General features: G+C 71.9%; 18 protein-coding genes and 1 rRNA gene. 9 read left to right on the forward strand and 10 right to left on the reverse strand.

Annotation, left to right across the window (positions count from 1 at the left end):
- Positions 1-5: 5 nt before the first annotated feature.
- Complete coding sequence (locus CLV37_RS24400) at positions 6-914, reverse strand: DUF808 domain-containing protein (RefSeq protein ID WP_106215350.1); 909 nt, start codon at positions 912-914, stop codon at positions 6-8.
- Between the two features lie 144 nt (positions 915-1058).
- On the opposite strand from CLV37_RS24400, the gene CLV37_RS24405 reads away from it, so the two are divergent.
- Both CLV37_RS24405 and CLV37_RS24410 read left to right on the forward strand, forming a co-directional pair.
- The gene (locus tag CLV37_RS24405; RefSeq protein ID WP_106215351.1) at positions 1059-1307 is read left to right on the forward strand and encodes a helix-turn-helix domain-containing protein; all 249 of its coding nucleotides are present in this window, start codon (positions 1059-1061) and stop codon (positions 1305-1307) included.
- Positions 1300-2517, forward strand: coding sequence for a type II toxin-antitoxin system HipA family toxin (locus tag CLV37_RS24410; RefSeq protein ID WP_106215352.1), 1218 nt, complete (start codon positions 1300-1302; stop codon positions 2515-2517). The genes CLV37_RS24405 and CLV37_RS24410 overlap by 8 nt, the downstream gene beginning before the upstream one ends.
- Here CLV37_RS24410 and CLV37_RS24415 read toward each other — a convergent pair.
- Positions 2514-3983 (reverse strand): AAA-type ATPase lid domain-containing protein, encoded by a 1470-nt coding sequence (locus CLV37_RS24415; protein ID WP_211298928.1) that lies wholly within the window; start codon positions 3981-3983, stop codon positions 2514-2516. The two genes, CLV37_RS24410 and CLV37_RS24415, sit on opposite strands and share 4 nt — an antisense overlap.
- Before the next feature lie 158 nt (positions 3984-4141).
- Here CLV37_RS24415 and CLV37_RS24420 point away from each other — a divergent pair, with 158 nt between their 5' ends.
- The 4 genes from CLV37_RS24420 (at position 4142) to CLV37_RS24435 (ending at position 9309) form a co-directional block, all read left to right on the forward strand.
- A complete protein-coding gene (locus tag CLV37_RS24420) occupies positions 4142-5167 on the forward strand; it encodes an amidohydrolase family protein (RefSeq protein WP_106215368.1) in 1026 nt (341 codons plus the stop codon).
- A complete protein-coding gene (locus CLV37_RS24425; RefSeq protein ID WP_106215353.1) occupies positions 5167-5955 on the forward strand; it encodes an iron-sulfur cluster assembly protein in 789 nt (262 codons plus the stop codon). The genes CLV37_RS24420 and CLV37_RS24425 overlap by 1 nt, the downstream gene beginning before the upstream one ends.
- A 5-nt stretch (positions 5956-5960) precedes the next feature.
- Complete coding sequence (locus CLV37_RS24430; protein WP_106215369.1) at positions 5961-6986, forward strand: NAD(P)-dependent alcohol dehydrogenase; 1026 nt, start codon at positions 5961-5963, stop codon at positions 6984-6986.
- 157 nt (positions 6987-7143) lie between these two features.
- Complete coding sequence (locus CLV37_RS24435; protein WP_106215370.1) at positions 7144-9309, forward strand: glutamine synthetase III family protein; 2166 nt, start codon at positions 7144-7146, stop codon at positions 9307-9309.
- A gap of 17 nt (positions 9310-9326) precedes the next feature.
- Here CLV37_RS24435 and CLV37_RS24440 read toward each other — a convergent pair whose 3' ends face one another.
- Genes CLV37_RS24440 through CLV37_RS24460 form a run of 5 tightly spaced genes read right to left on the reverse strand, consistent with a single transcriptional unit; the run spans position 9327 to position 14828 of the window.
- Positions 9327-10748: a M81 family metallopeptidase gene (locus CLV37_RS24440; protein ID WP_106215354.1), complete on the reverse strand. Its 1422-nt coding sequence runs from the start codon at positions 10746-10748 to the stop codon at positions 9327-9329.
- Positions 10745-11569: a carbohydrate ABC transporter permease gene (locus CLV37_RS24445; protein ID WP_106215355.1), complete on the reverse strand. Its 825-nt coding sequence runs from the start codon at positions 11567-11569 to the stop codon at positions 10745-10747. The genes CLV37_RS24440 and CLV37_RS24445 overlap by 4 nt, the downstream gene beginning before the upstream one ends.
- Position 11570: 1 nt before the next feature.
- Positions 11571-12497 (reverse strand): carbohydrate ABC transporter permease, encoded by a 927-nt coding sequence (locus CLV37_RS24450; protein ID WP_211298930.1) that lies wholly within the window; start codon positions 12495-12497, stop codon positions 11571-11573.
- A 4-nt stretch (positions 12498-12501) separates the two neighbouring features.
- Entirely contained in the window at positions 12502-13860 is a 1359-nt protein-coding gene (locus tag CLV37_RS24455) for an extracellular solute-binding protein (RefSeq protein WP_106215356.1), read from the reverse strand.
- The gene (locus CLV37_RS24460; protein ID WP_170127481.1) at positions 13857-14828 is read right to left on the reverse strand and encodes a carbohydrate kinase family protein; all 972 of its coding nucleotides are present in this window, start codon (positions 14826-14828) and stop codon (positions 13857-13859) included. The genes CLV37_RS24455 and CLV37_RS24460 overlap by 4 nt, the downstream gene beginning before the upstream one ends.
- Before the next feature lie 145 nt (positions 14829-14973).
- Here CLV37_RS24460 and CLV37_RS24465 point away from each other — a divergent pair, with 145 nt between their 5' ends.
- Together CLV37_RS24465 and CLV37_RS24470 are read left to right on the forward strand one after the other, a co-directional pair.
- The gene (locus tag CLV37_RS24465; RefSeq protein WP_106215358.1) at positions 14974-15750 is read left to right on the forward strand and encodes a DeoR/GlpR family DNA-binding transcription regulator; all 777 of its coding nucleotides are present in this window, start codon (positions 14974-14976) and stop codon (positions 15748-15750) included.
- Positions 15747-17111 carry a 6-phospho-beta-glucosidase gene (locus CLV37_RS24470; protein WP_106215359.1) on the forward strand — a complete coding sequence of 455 codons (1365 nt, stop codon included), beginning with the start codon at positions 15747-15749 and terminating at the stop codon, positions 17109-17111. The genes CLV37_RS24465 and CLV37_RS24470 overlap by 4 nt, the downstream gene beginning before the upstream one ends.
- Before the next feature lie 7 nt (positions 17112-17118).
- On the opposite strand, the gene CLV37_RS24475 is transcribed toward CLV37_RS24470, so the two are convergent.
- Together CLV37_RS24475 and CLV37_RS24480 are read right to left on the reverse strand one after the other, a co-directional pair.
- On the reverse strand, positions 17119-18099 hold the full coding sequence (locus CLV37_RS24475) for an ADP-ribosylglycohydrolase family protein (protein WP_106215360.1): 981 nt from the start codon (positions 18097-18099) through the stop codon (positions 17119-17121).
- Between the two features lie 143 nt (positions 18100-18242).
- On the reverse strand, positions 18243-18521 hold the full coding sequence (locus CLV37_RS24480) for a hypothetical protein (protein ID WP_106215361.1): 279 nt from the start codon (positions 18519-18521) through the stop codon (positions 18243-18245).
- 136 nt (positions 18522-18657) lie between these two features.
- On the opposite strand from CLV37_RS24480, the gene CLV37_RS24485 reads away from it, so the two are divergent.
- Positions 18658-19707, forward strand: coding sequence for an LLM class flavin-dependent oxidoreductase (locus tag CLV37_RS24485; RefSeq protein WP_146149569.1), 1050 nt, complete (start codon positions 18658-18660; stop codon positions 19705-19707).
- Positions 19708-19841: 134 nt separating this feature from the next.
- Here the strand turns inward: CLV37_RS24485 and rrf are convergent.
- Positions 19842-19926, reverse strand: a 5S ribosomal RNA gene (rrf, locus tag CLV37_RS24490); the annotation flags it as partial.

The raw sequence follows: 19926 nt of genomic DNA on the forward strand, positions 1-19926 counted from the left end.
TCGGCTCAGTGCCGCGCGCGCCGGTGGACGGTGAGGTTCACCACCAGCACGATGAGCGCACCGACCACGAGGCCGACCACCGCGCTGCACAGCGTGTTCACGAGCCACCCGAGCCCGGGCACGCCGTGCACGGCCTCCTCCAGGTGGTGCACGAACGCGTACGGCGGGTGGAACCCGAGCTCGTCGGTCCCGACGAGCAGGATGTGCCCGCCGACCCACAGCATCGCGGCCGTCCCCACGACGGTCAGGAACGTCAGCAGCTTCGGCATGAAGGCGACCAGCCCGCGCCCGAAGCGCACCCGCGCGGCCGACCCGCGTTCGGCGAGCTTCAGGCCGACGTCGTCCATCTTCACGATGAGCCCGACGACGCCGTAGACGAGGACGGTGATGAGGACGCCCACGACGACGAGGACGACCAGCCGCGTCCAGAACGGCTCGGCGGCGACCTCGTTGAGGGAGATGACCATGATCTCGGCGGACAGGATGAGGTCGGTGCGGATCGCTCCGGAGACGACGGTCTTCTCGTCCTTGGGACCCTCATCCTCGGCGTGGCCGTGACCCCTGATCCGGCCCCAGACCTTCTCGGCGCCCTCGAAGGACAGGTACGCACCGCCGAGCATGAGCAGCGGGGTCAGCAGGAAGTCGGCGAACTGGCTGAGGACGAGGATCACCGGGAGGATGATCAGCAGCTTGTTGCGCAGCGACCCGACGGCGATCCGCCGCACGATCGGCAGTTCCCGGTCGGGGGTGAGGCCGCGCACGTACTGCGGCGTCACGGCGGTGTCGTCGACGACGACCCCCGCGGCCTTCACGCTGGCCTTCGCCGCGGCGGCGCCGACGTCGTCCACCGAGGCGGCCGCCGCACGGGCGATGAGGGCCACGTCGTCCAGCAGGGCCACGAGTCCACCGGCCACGGCGGGTACCTCCCAGGTCGGGCGTTCAGTTCCCTCCCAGGCTCCCACGGACCCGGGTCCTCCACCCGCAGAGGACCACGGCGCTCTTGACGTCGATTTCGATGTCATCCACTCTTGACGTCAGGATCGACGTCAGGAGGTACCGTGCGACGACGAGGTGAAGTCCGCAGCCCGGAGGCTCTCGGGCGGTTGCTCGCGCAGGGACGGATGCTCAGCGGCAAGTCCCAGCGCGAGCTCGCAGCCGAGATCGGCGTGGGCCAGAAGTGGATCTGGGAACTGGAGCAGGGCAAACCCGGCCTGTTCACCGAACGGCTCTTCCAGGTCCTGCGGGCGACCGGGGTCACCCTCTCCCTCGAGATAGACGTCCCCGACGGGAGCGTCCAGGGTGGGTGACCTCCGGGTCGAGCTGTACGGGACCCTCGTGGGCCACCTGGTCGGCGACTCCCGCACCTTCGACCTGCGGGTCGACCCGTCGGTGTTCGACACCTTCGACCTGGGCAGCACCGTCCTCTCCGAGGCCGTTCCGCTCGATCCCGTCCCCGCACGATCCCGGGCCGCCCGCCGGCGCAACTTCTTCGCCGAACTGCTGCCCGAAGGCAGGCTGCGGTCCCGGCTCGCCAGCACGGCGGGGGTCGCCGAGAGCGACGTCCTCGGCCTGCTCCGGCACTACGGCCGCGACGTCGCCGGCGCGCTGCAGATCTGGGACGAAGGAGCCCCGGGCGAACCGCGGGTGCCCCGTGCCGAACCCCTGACCGAGCCGGGTGTGGCGGAACTGCTCCGCGCCGCGCGCTCGGCTCCGCTCGGCAACTCCCCGCTGTCCGGCCGGACGTCCCTGGCCGGGGTGCAGGACAAGATCGTGCTGGCGCGGCTGGACGACCGGTGGCACCGCGTGCACGACGGCTTCCCCTCCACGCACATCGTCAAGCCGGTCCCCGAGGGGTACCCCACGCTGATCTTCGACGAGGAGTTCGGCCTGCGGGCAGCGCGAGCCCTGGGGCTGGCGCCGTACGCGTCGTGGATCGAGGAGCACGACGGGGTCCCGGCCCTGTTCGTCGAACGCTTCGACCGCGAGCCCGGAACCCCGGTCCCGCAGCGGATCCACCAGGAGGACGTGAACCAGGTCCTCGGCGCGTCCGGGGACGAGAAGTACCAGGAGATCGGCGGCCGCGTCAGCCTGCGTCGCACGGCCGACGTGTTCCGCCGTCAGGGGGACGCCGAGTCGCTGCGACGACTGGCCGACCTGCTGGTCCTCACGGTCGGCGTCGGGAACCTCGACCTGCACGCCAAGAACCTGGGTGTCCTGCACCCCCGCGACGGCAGCGCACGGCTGGCACCGGCCTACGACGTCGTGCCGCTCGTCCTGCAGCACACCGACGGACGACTGGCGCTCGCGGTGAACGGTCGGTACGAGCTGGCCCGGGTGTCGGCCGACGACCTCGTCGCCGAGATCACGTCCTGGGGCCTGCGGTCCCCCGGGCCGCGGGTCCACGACGTGCTCACCCGGCTGCGGGCCTTCCTCGACTCCGAGCGACCGCACGAACGAGCCGACCCGCGTCTCGTGGAGACCCTCGCCGCCGGGGTGGACCGGCTGCTCGCGGGCTAGCGCGGGATCCGCAGGTCGTACTGCGCGACCTTGCGGTAGATCGTCGCCCGGCTCATCCCGAGCTCGACCGCGGCCTGCTTCACGCTCGTCCCCGGCGTCGTCAGCACGCGCACGATCTCGTCGCGCTCGACGGACTCGATCCGCGACAACCGGTGCCCGGACCCGCTGAACACCTCCGACGGCAGGTGCCGCAGGTCGATGGTGTCCGCCTGCAGGGCCGCGCGGCGCAGCACGCGGTGCAGCTGGTCGACGTTGCCCGGCCACGGGCACGTCTCGAGCGCCCGGGCCGCGGCGGGGGTGATGTCCAGGTCGCGGCCGCGGGTCTGGCGGACCACGTGCTGGGCCAGCGGCAGGACGTCGGCGGGGCGCTCGCGCAGCGGCGGCACCGGGACGACGGTGTCGACGAGCGCGGCGAGCGGTCCCGGTACCTCGGCGAGGTCCTCGGCGGTGAGCACGACGGGCAGTCCCGGCCGCGCGCCGCGCGCCACGACGACGAGGGACGCCAGCTCGGCCGCCGCCCGCGCCGGCAGCGTGTCCACCTCGCACACGACGACCGCCGTGTCGGCCTTGGCCAGCTCCGGGGACCACAGCGCGAGCCACGCGTCGAGGTCCTGCGGGGCGGGCGGGCTCGCGGACAGGATCCGGTCCCGGGGCCGGGCGCGGCGCACGGCCTGGGCCAGCAGGGTCGAGCGCCCCGCCCCCCGCTCCCCCACGGCCAGCACCACGCGACCGTCCCGGACGGCGTCCTCGCTGCGCTGCAGCGCCTCCCGCCACGGGGCCGACAGGCCCCGCACGGTGCCGCTGCCCGGTTCGAGGGTCCCCCTCTGCACGTGGAAGACCTCACCGCGCGGCGCCGGCCGCGGTGAGCGGCCCCGGGCGCGCGCCAGCATGAGCGCCGACGTGGCGCCCGCCGCGGACTGGGCGAGGGCCAGCAGGAGCTTGCCGGGCTGCTCGGCCCACGTCGTGATGTTGACGCTGCCCTCGAGCCGGCCGCTGATCGGGTCGAGCACGGGGACGGCCGCGCATGTGTACCCGGCCAGGCTCGTGGAGTAGTGCTCGTCGGCGCGCACGACCGACGGCAGGCGGTCGGCCAGCGCCAGTCCGAGACCGCTGGTGCCGGCCTCGCGCTCGGAGAACGCGAAGCCGGGGGCGAGGTGCACGGCGTCGAGGCTGCGCAGCAGCGACGTATCCCCGGACAGCCGGTTGAGCACGAGGCCCTCGGCGTCGGTGAGCATGAGGCTCACGGGTTCGTCGACGAGCGTGCGGTGCAGGTCGGTGAGCACCTCGCGGCCGCACTCGAAGAACAGCGACTCCTGCTCCCACGTGCCGGAGAAGACCGGCTCGACGGCTTCGGTGAGCACGCCGTACTCGGTGCTGCGCCGCCAGGAGGCGAGGAGGCGGTCCCCGACCTGCACACCCGCGCGCAGCGGGTGCGGGTCCTGCCTCCGCGCAGCCTCGTCGCTCACGTCCACTCCCTCCGTGGTGACTCCACGGTAGAGGCCGAGCCCGGCCCCGCCCAGACCCCGCCGTCTCAAAGTGAGACACCTCGGCCGTTCCCGGGACTCCGGGGGCCACCTACCGTCGAGCCAGGCAAGCCCCGTCACCGGAGATGGAGAGCAGCACCATGTACACCAAGGACGGCGAGAAGTACTTCATCGTCGACGCCCACATCGCCCTGTGGGACGCCCGCGTGGAGAACCAGCGCACCATCCACGGCAAGCAGTTCATCGACTGCTTCTACGACTACCACCGCAACCTGAGCCCGGCCTCGGAGCTGTGGTCCTACGAGGAGTACCTGTACCAGGGCGGTGAGCGCCTGATGCGCGACGTCTTCGAGCTCGGGTACGCCGACCACGCGATCTTCCAGCCGGCCCGGCTCGGGGAGTTCTACAAGACCGGTTTCGGGCAGACCCAGGAGGCGCTGGCGCTGACCCGGGCGAACCCGGACAAGCTGACGTACAACCACTACTTCGACCCCCGCGACGGCGAACGCGGCCTGGACCGGCTGCGGCAGGACGCCGAGGAGATGGGCCTGAAGGGCGTCAAGCTCTACACCGCCGACTGGCACGGCGACTCCCGCGGGTACAAGCTCTCCGACCCGTGGACGTACCGGTACCTCGAGGTCGCCCGAGAGGTCGGCATCAAGAACATCCACGTCCACAAGGGCCCGACGATCCGCCCCCTGGACCGCGACGCGTTCGACGTCGCCGACGTGGACCACGTCGCGACCGACTTCACCGACCTGAACTTCGTCGTCGAGCACTGCGGCCTGCCGCGCCTGGAGGACTTCTGCTGGATCGCCACCCAGGAACCCAACGTCTACGCGGGCCTGGCCGTCGCGATCCCGTTCATGCACACACGCCCGCGCTACTTCGCCCAGATCATCGGCGAACTCCTGTACTGGCTCGACGAGAACCGGATCTTCTTCTCCAGCGACTACGCGCTGTGGACGCCCAAGTGGCTCGTCGAGACGTTCGTGGACTTCCAGATCCCCGAGGACATGAGCGAGTACGCGCCGCTCACCGTGGACCAGAAGAAGAAGATCCTCGGCCTGAACGCCGCCGCGGTCTACGACATCCCGGTCCCCGAGGAGCTGCAGGTGGCGAACCCGCCCGCGGAGGCCGAGCGCGAAGCGGTGTCGGTGGCCTGATGACGATCACCGTAGTCGACCGCCACCGGGAGTGCCTGGACGCGCTGTCCGTGGTCCTCGACCCCGAGCTCGACGAACCCATCACCGACCTGGGGTTCGTCCGCTCGCTGGACGTCGAGGGGGCCACCGTGACGGTGCACCTGCGCCTGCCCACCTCGTTCTGCTCGCCGAACTTCGCCTACCTCATGGCCTCGGACAGCAAGGACGCCCTGACGGACCTGTTCTGGACCGAGCGGGTCGTCGTCGAGCTCGACGACCACCACGACTCCGACCTCATCAACGCCGGGCTCGCGGCCGACGCCGGGTACCGCGGGACGTTCCGGCACGAGGCCGAGCAGGACCTCGACGAGCTCCGGCTCACGTTCCGCCGCAAGGCCCACACGGCGGCGATGGAGCGGGCACTGACGACGCTGCTGCGCGCCGACGACACCCTGCGCGAGTCGGAGATCGGCGACGTGACGCTGGCCGACCTGCGCGACGAGCGCACGACGACGGCCCTGCTGCGCCGCCGCGTCGCGCTGGGGATCTCCACCGACCCGGGCGCCGTGGTCCTCGTCGACGACCACGGGAACCCCTACCCGCGCGAGGAGGTGCCGCTGCGCCTGCGCCGGGCCCGCTCGACCCGCATCTCGATCGACGGGAACGCCCACTTCTGCCGCGGCCTGCTCGCGACCCGCTACCCCGGGTCGGAGCAGGACCAGACGTTCCGCCCCGAGGGTGCCGAGGCGAGCGACCTCCGCGGAGACCACCCGCTGCTGCCCCTCTTCGTGACCAGGGAGAACTCGTGAGCACCATGCGCGCCGTCCGCGTCGTCGGGTACCACCGGAACCTCGAACTCACCGAGGTCCCCGTCCCCGAGGTGACGGGCCCGTTCGACGTCGTCGTGAGGATCGGCGGCGCCGGGGTGTGCCGCACCGACCTGCACATCCTCGAGGGCCAGTGGGCCGAGAAGTCCGGCGTCACCCTGCCGTACACGATCGGCCACGAGAACGCCGGCTGGGTCACGGCGGTCGGGTCGGCCGTCACGAACGTCGCCGAGGGCGACAAGGTGATCCTGCACCCGAACATCACGTGCGGCCTGTGCCGGGCGTGCCGCTCGGGAGACGACGTGCACTGCGTGGACAAGGTGTTCCCCGGCATCGACAGCGACGGCGGGTACGCGGAGTTCCTCAAGACGTCGGCGCGCAGCGTCGTGAAGATCGACGACGCGCTGGAACCGGCCGACGTCGCGGCCCTGGCCGACGCGGGCCTCACGGCGTACCACGCGTGCGCCAAGGCGGCCCGGCGGCTGCGCCCCGTGGACCGCGTCGTCGTCATCGGCGCCGGTGGTCTCGGGCACATCGGGATCCAGGTCCTCGCGGCGATGACGGCCGCCGAGATCGTCGTCGTCGACCGCAACCCCGACGCCGTGAAGCTCGCCCTGGAGATCGGCGCGCACCACGCGGTCGTCGCCGACGGGTCCCAGGTCGAGCAGGTGCTCGAGCTCACCGGCGGGCTCGGGGCGGAGGTCGTCGTCGACTTCGTCGGCGAGGGCGGGTCCACGTCCCAGGGCGTGAGGATGCTGCGCCAGGCGGGCGACTACCACGTCGTCGGGTACGGCGAGAACATCGACGTCCCCACGATCGACATCATCTCGGCCGAGATCAACTTCATCGGCAACCTCGTCGGCTCCTACAACGACCTCACCGAGCTCATGGCCCTCGCGGCGCGCGGGCTGGTGACGCTGCACACGGCGAAGTACGCGCTCGACGACGTCCAGACGGCGATCGACGACCTCGACGGCGGGCGGGTGCGGGGACGGGCCATCCTCGTCCCGTGAACACCTGAGCGCGACGTGCGAGGCGCCCCCGGGACCACCCGGGGGCGCGAAACACGCTGGAAACAAAGGCGTAACGTCCGGCGTGGTCGCCTCCCCTACGGTCACCTCGACGTGCGGCCACGTGGTCCGCGCCGGTGACGAGCCCCCGGAGGACGACATGAGCGGCAGCGCAGCACGCCTGCAGGCGATCGACGCGGTCATCGCCTTCGAGGCCCCGCACCCCACCTTCACCCCGGCCGAGGCCCCCGGTGAGGTCTTCGGCCGGAACGTCTTCAGCAAGGCCGTCATGAAGAAGCGGCTGCCCAAGGCCGTCTACACGTCGGTCGTCGCCACCATCGAGAAGCAGCAGCCGCTGGACCCCACCGTGGCCGACGCCGTTGCGTCCGTCATGAAGGACTGGGCGCTGGAGATGGGCGCGACCCACTACGCGCACGTCTTCTACCCCCTCACGCACTCCAGCGCCGAGAAGCACGACAGCTTCTTCGAACCCGACGAGGACGGCGGTTCCATCGCCGAGTTCGCCGGCAAGACCCTCGTCCAGGGCGAACCCGACGCCTCCAGCTTCCCCAACGGCGGTCTGCGCTCCACGTTCGAGGCTCGCGGCTACACCGGCTGGGACGTCACCAGCCCCGCCTACGTGCTCGACAACCCCAACGGCAAGACGCTGTGCATCCCGACGGTGTTCGTCTCGATGACGGGCGAGGCGCTCGACCACAAGACCCCGCTGCTGCGGTCCCAGCAGGCCATGGCCACCCAGGCCGCGCGCGTGCTGAAGCTGTTCGGCCACGAGGACCCGGGCACCATCGTGTCCTACGCCGGGCCCGAGCAGGAGTACTTCCTCATCGACCGGCACTTCTTCCTCTCGCGCCCGGACCTGCTCAACGCCGGCCGCACGCTGTTCGGGGCCAAGCCGCCCAAGGGCCAGGAGTTCGACGACCACTACTTCGGCGCGATCCCCGACCGCGTCCTGGCGTTCATGCTCCACGCCGAGCGCGAGCTGTTCAAGGTCGGCATCCCCGCCAAAACCCGGCACAACGAGGTCGCCCCCGGTCAGTTCGAGATCGCGCCGATGTTCGAGCGCTCGAACCTCGCCGCCGACCACCAGCAGCTGCTCATGGTCACCATGAAGCGCGTCGCCCGCGAGCACGGCATGGAGCTGCTGTTCCACGAGAAGCCGTTCGCCGGGGTCAACGGCTCGGGCAAGCACGTGAACTTCTCGTTCGGCTCCTCGACGGTCGGCAACCTGCTGCTGCCCGGGAAGACCCCGCACGAGAACGCCCAGTTCCTCGTGTTCTGCGCGGCCATCATCCGCGCGGTCCACCGGTACGGCGGGCTGCTGCGCGCCTCGGTGGCCTCGGCCTCCAACGACCACCGGCTCGGAGCGAACGAGGCGCCGCCGGCGATCATCTCGATGTTCCTCGGTGACCAGCTCACCGACGTGTTCGACCAGATCGCCAAGGGCGGTGCGACCTCCTCGAAGGAGGGCGGCACCATGACGATCGGCGTCGACACCCTGCCGGTGCTGCCGACCGACCCGGGCGACCGCAACCGCACGAGCCCCTTCGCCTTCACGGGCAACCGCTTCGAGTTCCGCGCACCGGGGTCGATGCAGTCGATCGCGGCGCCCGTCTACACGATCAACACGATCGTCACCGAGGCCCTGGACTTCATCGCGACCCAGCTCGAGACCCGGCTCGCCGACGGCGCCGAGTTCCACCACGCCGTCCAGAAGGTCCTCGAGCAGATCATCACCGACCACGGCGCCGCCGTGTTCAACGGTGACGGCTACTCCGAGGAGTGGCAGGTCGAGGCCGAGGCGCGCGGGCTGAGGAACCTGCGCACGACGGTCGACGCGCTGGCCGAGCTCACCAGCCCGGAAGCGGTCGAGCTGTTCAGCACGTACGGCGTCTTCTCCGAGCGGGAGCTGCACTCCCGCTACGAGATCGCCGTCGAGCAGTACGAGCTGAGCATCGCCGTCGAGGCGAAGCTGGCCATCGAGATGGCAGCTACGAGCATCCTGCCCGCCGCGATCCGCTACCAGACCCAGCTCGCGCAGAACGTGGCCGCGCTGAAGGCCGCGGGCGTCGAGGCGGACACGACGCTGCTGGAGCAGGTCTCCGCCCCGATCGCCGCGCTGCGCGACGCCGTGGCGACCCTCAAGGCGGCGACGTTCGCACCGTCCGGTCACGGCCCGGCGTACGCCCGGGACGTGCTGCTGCCGGCCATGGCCGCGGTGCGCACCGCGGCCGACGAGCTCGAGACCGTCGTGGCCGACGACCTGTGGCCGCTGGCGACCTACCAGGAGATGCTCTTCATCCGCTGAGGCTCACGTACCGACCCTCACGCGACGACCTCCGGGGTGAGGTCGGGCGGGGCCGGCTGCGCGAACGGGAACACGGGACCTCCCAGGTTCCGGTGCCCCAGGCGCAGCAGGTCCTGGTCGACCCCTCCGGGGGTCAGCGCGAGCCGCCAGTCGGCGGCCATCGCGAACAGCTCCGGTTCGAGGTACCCGATCTTCACCACCACCACGTCCGTGCCGTCCCGGACGTCGAGCCCGAGGGCGGTGAAGTCGGCCTCGTGGTGGAAGGGCGTCCGGCGGTCGGTGACGACCACGCTGACGTTCGCGATCCGCACCACCGCGTTCCCCGCGTCGAGCGCCGTCACCGTCCCGGTGACCGCCAGCGGGTCCGCGCACGCGTCGACGTGACCGCCGAGGTCCAGCGACACCTGCGCGCCCACGCCCGCGGCGCCGCAGACCCGCGCCGCGACGGGGTCCGCGATCGCGGCCAGCACCACGGACGCCCCGCTCGCGCGCAGCCGCTCGTCGGCCAGCAGGGTCCGCAGCGCGAAGGACGAGTCCCCCGCGCCGCCGGCGGTCGGGTTGTCCCCGGAGTCGCTGACGTAGAACGGGCGGGCGGGACTGTCGAGGGCCTCGTGCAGCACCTCCGTCAGCGTCCCCGCGGGCGCGGCGAGCGCGAACTCCTCCCGCGCGTCCCAGTAGCTGCGGGCCAGCCGCCCGGCCTCGCGGACGATGACGTCCGCGTCGTCGCCCGTGACGACGACGGCTGCCCGGCACCGGGGTTCGTCGGCCCAGGCGTACCCGACCCAGACGGCCGCGTCGAGGACCCCGTCGAGCGCCTCGGCCCCGGGGACCTGCGCGTAGATCCGCCGCGCCGGGTCGACGCGGGTGCTGGTGCGTTCCCCCGGCAGCAGGACGGGGACCTGCACCCACGCCTTCAGCGGACGTCCACCGTGCCGCAACCGCGCGACGAGGTTGCGGGCCGCCCGCCGCCGCGTCTCCGCCTCGTCCTCGTGGGGGGCCGTCCGGTAGCAGGTGACGAGGTCGACGGCCTCGGCGAGGTCCCGCGAGACGTTGCCGTGCAGGTCCGTGGAGGCCGACACGAGGGTCCTCGCACCGACGACGCCCCGGACCCGGCGGGCCAGCGCGCCTTCGACGTCCTCGCGGCCCACCACGGACATCGCGCCGTGGACGTCGAGCAGCACCCCGTCGAAGGGTCCCGCCAGACCGTCGAGGAGTTCGGCCTCCAGCGCGTCGTACGCCTCGGGGAGCGCGGGACCGCCGGGCGTCGCGTAAGCGTGCACGAGCGGGATCCACTCCACGTCGGCGGCCCAGTCGTCCCTCAGCCAGTCGTAGCGGGCGAGCAGCTCGTCGCCGCGCACGACGTGGAACTCCGCCAGGGTCGTGCGGTGCGGGCAGAACGTGCTGGCCTCCAGGGCGATCCCGCCGATCGCGATCCTCACCCCTTGACCGCCCCCGACAGCATCCCGGCGATGAACCTGCGTTGCCCGAACAGGTAGAGCAGCACGATGGGCACCGCCACGATCGTCGCGGCCGCGGCGAGGAGCTGGGTCTGCGTCGTGTGTTGACCCTGGAAGAACGCCAGCCCGAGAGGTGCCGTCCGCCACGTCTCGCCGGTGACCATGACGAGCGGCAGCAGGAACTCGTTCCACGTCCACATGGCGATGAGCAGCCCCATGGTCGCCAGGGCGGGGCGCGCGCTCGGTACGAGCACCCGCCACAGCACGGCGCGGTCGGTGGCGCCGTCCATCCGCGCGGCCTCGAGCACGCTGGCGGGGTAGGACAGGAAGTAGTTGCGCATCCAGAAGGTGCCGAACGCGAGCGACTGCGCCGTCTGCGGGAACAGCAGCGCCCAGTAGGTGTCGGTGAGCCCCCAGCCGCGCAGGTCGTAGTAGAGCGGGATGACGAACGACTCCACGGGCAGCATGAGCCCGAGCAGGGTCACGTAGAACAGGACCGTGCGGCCCGGGAAGCGCATGGTCGCGAACGCGTACCCCGCGAGCGTGGACAGCAGGCCCGTCAGCAGCACGACGCCGACGGCGACGAGCACGCTGTTCACCATGTAGCGGGAGAACCCGCCCTCCTGCCACGCCGACGCGAAGTTCTCCGGCGAGATCCGCGACGGCAGGTCGAACCCGACCCGCAGCTCACCCTCGGGCGTGACCGCCGACAGGAGCACCCCGACGAGCGGGACGAGCGCACCGACGGCGAACACCGCCAGCAGCACGTAGTTCAGCGTCGTCTCGACGCGACCGATGCGCACGTCAGTCCTCCTCGCGCGGCTGGACCCGGGAGATCAGCAGCGACACCAGCAGGATCAGCACGGCCAGCGTGATCCCGATCGCGCACGCCGACCCGACCTGGTTCGTCTGGAACGCGCGCTCGTAGGCCAGCAGCGCCGGCACGCTCGTCGCGTCCCCGGGGCCGCCCTTCGTGGTCACGTAGACCAGGTCGAACGTCTTGAGCGCGGCGACGACCGTCAGGGTCAGGGCCACGGCGACCTGACCCCGCAACCCCGGCAGCGTCACGGCGAAGAACTCCCGGAACAGCCCGGCGCCCTCCAGCCGGGCGGCCTCGTACAGCTCCCGGTCGATCTGGGCGGCGCCGGTGAGGAACAGCACGAGGCACAACCCCGTCCCCACCCAGCTCCCGACGAGACCGACGGCCGGCAGCGCCGTCCCGAAGTCCCCCAGCCACGACCGCGTCGCGACCCCCAGCCCGACCGCGCGCAGCAGCTGGTTCAGCAACCCGTCGGGGGCGTAGATCGCCAGCCACGACGTCGCGACCACGACGGACGCCACGACCTGGGGCAGGAAGATCACCGTGCGGAAGAACCCCAGCCCGCGCATGCGGGCGGCCCGGCCCATGACGGCCGTCAGCAGCAGCCCGAACACCACGGGCAGCACCGAGAAGAAGGCGATGAGGACGACCGCGTGCCCGAAGGCCGCACGGGTGCGCGGGTCGGTGACGATGTCGACGTAGTTCTCCGTCCCCGCCCACGTCGCGAGCGTCAGCCCGTCCCAGTGGAAGAACGAGATCCACACGCTCTGCCCCAGCGGGTAGAGCAGGAAGACGCCGAGCACCAGCAGCGCGGGTGCCAGGTACAGGTACGCCTTCCACTGCCGCCGCGGACGAGGGCCGCGACCGGCAGGGGTACGGGCCTGGCGGCGCGTCCGGGTCAGGACCGCCACGAGCTCAGCGGTCCTTCTGGAACGACTCGTAGTCGCTCTGCAGCGTCTGCGTGAACTGCTGCGGGTCGGCCTGCCCACCGGTGAGCTGCTGCACGGCACCGGAGAGGGTGTCGTAGAACGTGGGGGTGGCGTAGTCGAGGTACGGCACGAGGCCACCGTTCTGGCTGACGCCGTCCCAGCTGGTCGCGACGTCCCCGGCCAGGGTCCCCGTGGGCGCCTGGTACCCGTCGGGGAACACCACGGGCAGGTTGCCGGTGTCGACGAGGACCTGGCTGGCGGCCGCGTTGGTCACGAAGTCGACGTACGCCGCGGCGGCGTTGGCGTTCGCGGTCCTGGACGTCAGCGCCCACGCCAGGCCCACACCGCCCAGGGTCTCCGGTTTCCGGTCGACCCCCGCGAGCGCGGCGAACCCCACGTCGGTGCCCAGGGCCTCCTGCAGCGTCGCCAGGTACCACGTCCCGTTGAACATGTAGACGCCCTGGCCCTGGCCGAACCGGGCGACGGCCTCGTCCTTGCCGATGCCGTTGTGCCCGTCGGGCAGGTACTCCTTCGTCGCCCACTCCCGCAGCGTCGTCGCCGCGGACACGACGTCGGGGTCGGTCCACTTCCCGCCCGCGCTGGAGACGAGGTCGCTGGCGGCCTTCTCGCCGGCGACGGCGGACAGCAGGGCACCGAAGACGTGGATGCCGGCGCTCTTGTCGGCGTCGCCGTACTGGATCGGGAGCTGCCCCGCCGCGGCGATGGTCGGCAGCGAAGCCTCGAACTCCTCCATGGTCGTCGGTGCGGTAAGCCCCAGCTGTGCCAGCAGCTTCTTGTTGTAGAACAGGCCGACGATCTCCCCCGTCGCCGAGATGCCGTACAGGTTCCCCGTGCGCCAGGTCTTCCCGTCGGGGCTGAAGGAGTTCAGGCTGAGCAGGTCGGTGGGGAAGTTCTTCGTCCACCCGTAGAGGTCGTCCCACGGGTCGACGGGCTGCAGCAGCTTCGCCTGCACGAACGCGCCCATGTCGGGGTAGCCCTGGTTGGCCTGCACGACGTCGGGGGCGTCGTCACCGGACAGCGCGAGCTTCAGCGTCGTCTTCAGGTCCGCGAAGGAGCGGGCCACGCGGTTGACCTTCACGTTCGGGTACTTCGCGGTGAACTGGTCGTTGAGCTTCTTCTGCGCCGCGTCGATGCCCTCGTCGAGGTTCTGGTCCCACACCGTGAGGGTGATGTCCCCGAGGGAGGCGATGTCGGTCGAGACGGGTTGCGAACTCGTCGACTGCGAGCTGCTGCTGCCCGACGATCCCGGCGTGCACGCCGCGAGACCACCCGCGGCGAACCCGGCCAGCACCGTGCGTCGGGCCGTGCGGAACCGTGCGTTCACTGCTCCTCCTGATCCCGGGTCGCGTCCAGCGCCCAGTCGTGGATGTCGTCGTACCCCTCGCGCGGCCCGGAGTCCTCCAGGAACCGCAGCACGTCCGCGGGGCCGGGCGCGCTCGCGGCGCCCCCCAGCCCCCGGACGGACAGGCTGGCGACGAGGCCCGCGAACCGCAGCCGGTTCCGCAGGTCCCAGCTCAGCCGGGTGGCGGTCATCAACCCCGCCACGAACACGTCCCCGGCCCCCGTCGGGTCGACGACGGGGACGGCCGGGGCAGGTTCGGTGACGAGGGTGCCGGTGGCGTCGATCGCGAGGCTGCCGAGCGGACCGCGCGTGACGACGACGGTGCCGACCCGCTCGGCGAGCAGCTTCGCCGCCGCGAGCGCGTCGTCGGTGCGCGTGTAGCTGGTGGCCTCGACCTCGTTCGGGACGAACACGTCGACCTGCGCCAGCCGGTCCAGGACGGTGGGCGACCACTCGTGGCTGGGGTCCCAGCCGACGCCACCGAACACCGTGGTGCCCGCCGCGCGCAGGGTCGCCACCCAGCCGGGCAGGTCGGCCGCCAGGCCCACGTGGCAGGTCGCGGCCGTCGGCAGCTCACCGGGCCAGGTCCTCGGCACCTCCGTGCCGTCCTCCTCGTAGGTGATGAAGCTGCGGTCGTGCTCGTCGGTGACGGCGACCGTGACGGCGGTGCGCACGGTGTCGCTGCGTTGCAGCCACGTCAGGTCCAGGTGCGGTTCGCGGGCCAGCAGACGGGCGACCTCGTCGCCGAAGACGTCACGGCCCAGGACGGCGAACAGGCCCGTGCGCCCGCCGAGGCGGGCGGCGGCGACGGCGCGGTTGGCGGTCCCTCCGGGGCTGAGCACGAAACCGTCCGCGAAGACCTCCGCCCCGGGCCGCGGCAGCGAGGACCCGGAGAACACCAGGTCGCAGAACAGCCGACCGCCCAGCAGCACGTCGAGATCAGCCGACACGGTCAGCCCCACCCCTCTCCAGCGAGTCGTCCGGTGCAGGCGAGCATGCCGCCGGACTGCGCGGGTGTGCAAGGGTCTGCGCGGTGACGATCGTGTTTCGTGCTCGACTCTGGTCAGGTCTGCGCGACGTTGCTACGGTCGTCGGGTGATCTCGAGCGAGCGGCGCCGGCGGATCCTCGTCGCCGTGCAGTCCGACGGAGCGGCCAGCGTGCGCTCCCTCGCCACGCAGCTGCAGGTCAGCGAGTCGACCATCCGGCGGGACCTGGAGTTCCTGGACCGCGGCGGTGAGATCTTGCGCACCTACGGCGGGGCCATGTCCCCGTCCCCGGTCCCGTCGGCCTCGGGCGACGGCAAGGAGTCGCCCTTCGCCGTCGAACGCGACCGGAACCTCGACCTCAAGGCACGGGTGGCGGCGAAAGCCGTCGACCTCGTCGCCGACGGGGACGTCGTGGTGCTCGACATCGGGACCACCACCCCGCTCGTGGCCCGCGGGCTGCGCGGTCGCGACGTCACCGTCGTCACCTCCAACCTGGCGGTGCTCGACGAGCTGCGCGACGACGACACCGTCCGGCTCGTGCTGCTGGGCGGCGTCCTGCGACGCAACTACCAGACGCTCGTCGGGTCGCTGGTCGAGCAGGCGCTGAAGCAGGTGCACGCCGACCTGGTGCTCCTGTCCTGCACGGGCGTCAGACCGGGCGGTCGCGTCGTCGACAACATGGCGGTCGAGACCCCCCTGAAGCAGGCGATGATCGAGGCGGCCGAACGGGTCGTCGTCCTGGCCACCGAGGCGAAGTTCCCCGGCCAGGGTTCCCACCGGTTGTGCTCGCTGTCCGACGTGGACGTCCTCGTCACGACGGCCGGTGCCCCGGAATCCACGACGGACCTCTGCCGCGAAGCCGGCGGGAAGGTGATCAGGGCATGAAGCTGTGCATCCTCGGCGGCGGAGGTTTCCGCACCCCCTACGTCTACCAGGCGCTGCTGCGCGACACGGGCAGTCCCCGCGTGGAGGAGGTCGCCCTCTACGACACGGACTCCACCAAGCTCGAGGGCATGGTGGGCATCCTGCGCGAGCTCGCCGCCGAGTTCCCCGACGCACCACGGCTCGTCCCGACCACGGTGCTGCCGGAGGCGTTGCAGGGCAGCCACTTCGTCTTCGCCGCCGTCCGGATCGGGGGTCTGCGCGGGCGGTGCTGCGACGAGCGCGTCGCCTTGGACCTCGACGTCCTGGGCCAGGAGACGACCGGTCCCGGCGGCCTGGCCTACGCGTTGCGGACCGTGCCGTTCATGGTGGACGTCGCCCGCCAGGTGCGCGACCTCGCCCCCGACGCGTACTTCCTGAACTTCACGAACCCGGCCGGCATCATCACGGAGGCGATGCAGTCTGTCCTCGGGGACCGGGTCCTGGGGATCTGCGACACCCCCTCCGGGCTCGGGCGCCGGATCGCCGGGCTGCTGGGTCTGGACCACACGCGCGTGCAGATGGACTACGTCGGGCTGAACCACCTCGGCTGGATGCGCCGGCTGCTGTTCGACGGGACCGACGTCCTGCCCCGCCTGCTCGCCGACGACGCGGCCCTCGACGTCCTGGAGGAGGGTCTGGTGTTCGGCCGCGACTGGCTGCGGACCCTGGGGACCGTACCCAACGAGTACCTCTACTACTACTACTCCCACCGCGAGGCCGTGGCCTCGATCAAGGCCGCGAAGCAGACCCGCGGGGAGTTCCTGCTGGCCACCCAGGGCGAGTTCTGGGAGAAGCTCGCCGTCGCCGGGTCCGGAGGTGCGCGGTTGTGGCGCGAGACCGTCACCGCCCGCAGCGCCAGCTACATGGCCGAGGCCAAGGGCGGTGAGCAGGGCGCGCCCGCGCACCACGACCAGCCCGAGCTCGACCCCGCACACCAGGGGTACGCGGGGGTGGCGCTCGGGGTCATGGCCGCGATCAGCCGCAACGAACGCTCCACGATGATCCTCAACGTCCGCAACGGCGGGACGATCGCGGGCCTGCCGGACGACGCCGTCGTGGAGGTCCCGACCACGGTGGACGCCAACGGCGTGCACCCGCTGTCGACGCCGGCGCCGGACCTGCACCAGCTCGGGCTCATGCAGCAGGTGAAGGCCGTCGAACGCCACACGATCGCCGCCGCCGTGCACGGCGACCGCACGGAGGCGTTGCGCGCGTTCGCGCTGCACCCGCTGGTCGACTCCGTCGCCGTGGCGCGCGCACTGCTCGACGGCTACGTGGCGGCGATCCCCGAGGTGGCGGCGGTCTTCACCCCGCAGCGGTGACGACGGGTCAGTCGACCCCGTAGCGGACGCGCCAGGTGGGGTCGTCCGACGCTCCCCAACTGCCGTCGGGGTTGGCGCGGTTGTCCCGGGCCAGGTCGCGGGACAACCGCTCGACGACGTAGGCGAGATCGATCCGGGTCAACACCGCCTGGGGGAGGGAGTCGTCGCCGTTCGCCGCCCCGAGCAGGGCACCGGTCACGCAGGAGACCGCGGTGGGGTGCGGGGCGGCGGACGCCAGCGCCAACGCGGCCGCGGTCCCCTGCGGGTGGCTGAGGGCGCAGTAGGTCGCACCCCACAGCGTCGCCGCCGCGCTGTCGTCCGGCGCACCGGCCCGCAGGACGACGGGCGAGGCGGGGGTCTCCCGCGCAGCCCGGACGGCGTCGTCGACGACGGAGACCGCCGCGAAGTCGACGCCCCGCAGGATCGCCTCGGTGATCCCGTCGGCGACGGCGCGCCCCACGTCCCCCGTCGCGAGCGCGGCGCCGGCGACCAGGACCGCCAGTGCGGTCGGGGCGAAGGTGCGGGGGCCGTGGGTCAGGGCAGCGGAGTCGACGGCGAACTCGACGGCCGCCGTCGTGTCGCGACCGACCTGCGCAGCCAGGGGCAGCGCACGGGCCAGGGCGTGCCAACCGGCCGACGTCGTCACCGGGTCCCTCCGCGTCCCGGCTCCGGTGACCGCGAGTCCGCGGACGGTGTCCGCTGCGTCGCCGGACGCGTGGGCCAGCAACGGGACCTCGTCGAGCCAGGCGGTGGACGCGGCCCGGCTGGCGCCGGCGGTCCAGGTCCGGGCCCAGCGCAGGTAGGCCTCGAGGAGGTCCGCCCGGGCGTCGGCCGTGCCGTTGACGGAACGGCGCAACGACGTGCGGATGCTGGCGGCAGCCGTGAAGCAGGCGAGCTGGGTGGCGACCCCGTGCGGGAGCGTGCCCACCGGCAGGACGCCTGCACCGAGGACTTCGCCGACCGCCAGACCGTGCATCAGACCGCGCACGCGCGATCCGCGGACGGGAACTCGCGCCACCGACGGGGAACCGTGGCCCACCGGGCCTCCTTCACTCACGGAGAGGATGTCGGCCGGCACGTCGGACCCATCAAGGGAGTCGATCCGGAATGCACCCGGATGGCCGTCACCGCCTACCCGGGTGTCAGGCGGTACTCGACGTCGTCGTACTCACCGGCCGCGACTCCCAGTCGGTCGCCGAGCCCGGTGAGCCCCGTCCCGGACCGCTGGGAGGCGTCCCCGATCGTGTCGAAGAAGGCCTGAACGGCTCGACACGCACGACCGACCGCCCAGGACGGAGCCTGGTTCGCACCGTCCCGCAGCGCGCGCTCGGACCGCTGCTGGTGCTCCCCGTCCGTGCGCAGGGAGCGCGCCGACTCACCCAGCTCCTCCGTCGTCACTGCGAACGCCACGGGCCAGAGGCTAGCCGCAGCGCGCGGAGGTCGTCGGCTGTCGTCCACAGCCTGGCGCCAGGGTGTCCCACCAGCACCGGTCGCAAGGTGAGGTCACGTCGGTTATAGTTTAAGGTACAAACACTTTGGAGGCGTGATGCACGGGGCTGACCGACGGCTCGAGCTCGGGTTCCTGACCTTCGTGGCCGAGGGTGGTTCCGACGGGCCGGGTGGGGCGCTGCGGGACGGGCTCACGCTCGTCCAGCACGCCGAGGACCTCGGCTACGACTCGGCCTGGGTCCGCGTGCGGCACCACGAACCCTTCCTGTCCTCCCCCATGACGTTCTTCGCCGCGGCCTCCCAGGTCACGCGGCGGATCGCCCTCGGGACCGGTGTGATCCCCATGCGGTACGAGGACCCCCTGCGGCTGGCCGAGGACGCAGCCACCGTCGACCTCCTCAGCGGCGGCCGCCTGGAGCTGGGTCTCAGCAACGGGATCCCCCCGCTGGCCGCCACGTTGGACCCGATCCACGGCGCCTCCGACCGCGGCTTCGCCGGCGAGGCCCAGCACCGCATCGCGATCCTGCGTCGAGCCATCGCAGGGGAACCCGTCGCCCAGGCCGCCGCGCAGTACATGGGCATCCCCGCCGGTGGGGACCTGACGATGACGCCGCACGCCCCCGGCCTCGCCGACCGCCTCTGGTACGGCGCCGGGAGCGAGGGGACGGCCGTCCGCGCCGGTCAGCAGGGTTTCGACCTGCAGGTCTCCACCTTGAACACCGAGGAGACCGGCGAAACCTTCGACGTCGTGCAGGCGCGCCAGATCCGCAGCTACCGCAAGGCCTTCGCGGACGCCGGGCACTCCGGTCGTCGAAGCTCGCGCGTCTCGGCAGGGCGCATCGTGCTGCCGTTCCTGGACTCCCGCGACGCCGAGGCCCACCAGGAGTTCATCGAGGGGTACACGTCCGGCATGACCGCCGACGGGCGGCCCACGGGGGACTCACCGTTCCCGGTCCGCTTCAGCCCCGTGTTCAGCGGGGACCCCGACGCGATTGTCGAACGCCTCCTGGCCGACGAGGCCCTGCCGGAGACCGACGGACTGGTCATCGTGCTGCCGGCCGAAGGATCCCTCGACGTGCACCGCCGCGTGCTGAGCGCCGTCGCGGAACACGTCGCCCCGCACCTGGGCTGGAGCCCGGCCGGCTGAACCCGGCCGGGACGACGAAAGGGCCGGTCCCCGTGCGGGGGCCGGCCCTTCCCGTGTGGCGTTGTACGCCGTAAACACGTGTGGGGCGCACCCCGAACAGGGTGCGCCCCACACGCTCTCACCAAAGAGTGAGTGGCCGGCGGTGACCTACTCTCCCACCCAGTCTCCCGAGCAGTACCATCGGCGCTGGTGGGCTTAGCTTCCGGGTTCGGAATGAGA

The organism is Kineococcus rhizosphaerae (assembly GCF_003002055.1).
Classification (GTDB): domain Bacteria; phylum Actinomycetota; class Actinomycetes; order Actinomycetales; family Kineococcaceae; genus Kineococcus; species Kineococcus rhizosphaerae.